Source organism: Mesorhizobium sp. M1A.T.Ca.IN.004.03.1.1 (assembly GCF_003997555.1).
GTDB lineage: Bacteria > Pseudomonadota > Alphaproteobacteria > Rhizobiales > Rhizobiaceae > Mesorhizobium.
In genome coordinates this window covers 1-286 of record NZ_RZTV01000195.1, presented here as the reverse complement: position 1 = coordinate 286, position 286 = coordinate 1, and the positions used below count along the sequence as shown (strand labels likewise).

General features: G+C 58.4%; 1 pseudogene. It reads left to right on the top strand.

Annotation, left to right across the window (positions count from 1 at the left end):
• Nucleotides 1-160: 160 nt before the first annotated feature.
• Nucleotides 161-286 (top strand): annotated as a pseudogene (locus EOD29_RS31305) (ABC transporter permease); the annotation flags it as partial.

Here is a 286-nt window from a genome sequence, read left to right as displayed (position 1 = left end):
TTCGTCGAACAGAAGCCGGCGGTGCTTCCGCTCTTCGAGCGCTTTGAACCGATCGTCCTGTCCACCAAGGTCGAGGGCTATGTCGGCCACCCGTCTCAACTGACGCGTCTCGAGAACGTCACCAAGGTCGAAACCCAGTAATACTCCAGGACAGCCGATCATGAAGGAACTCTCCGTAGCCGAATTTGGCCGACGCCTGGCGCATTTGCTGGTCAGCCTGTTCATCCTCTTATGTGTGACCTTCGTGATCGGCCGCGTCCTACCCACGGATCCCGTCGACGCAATC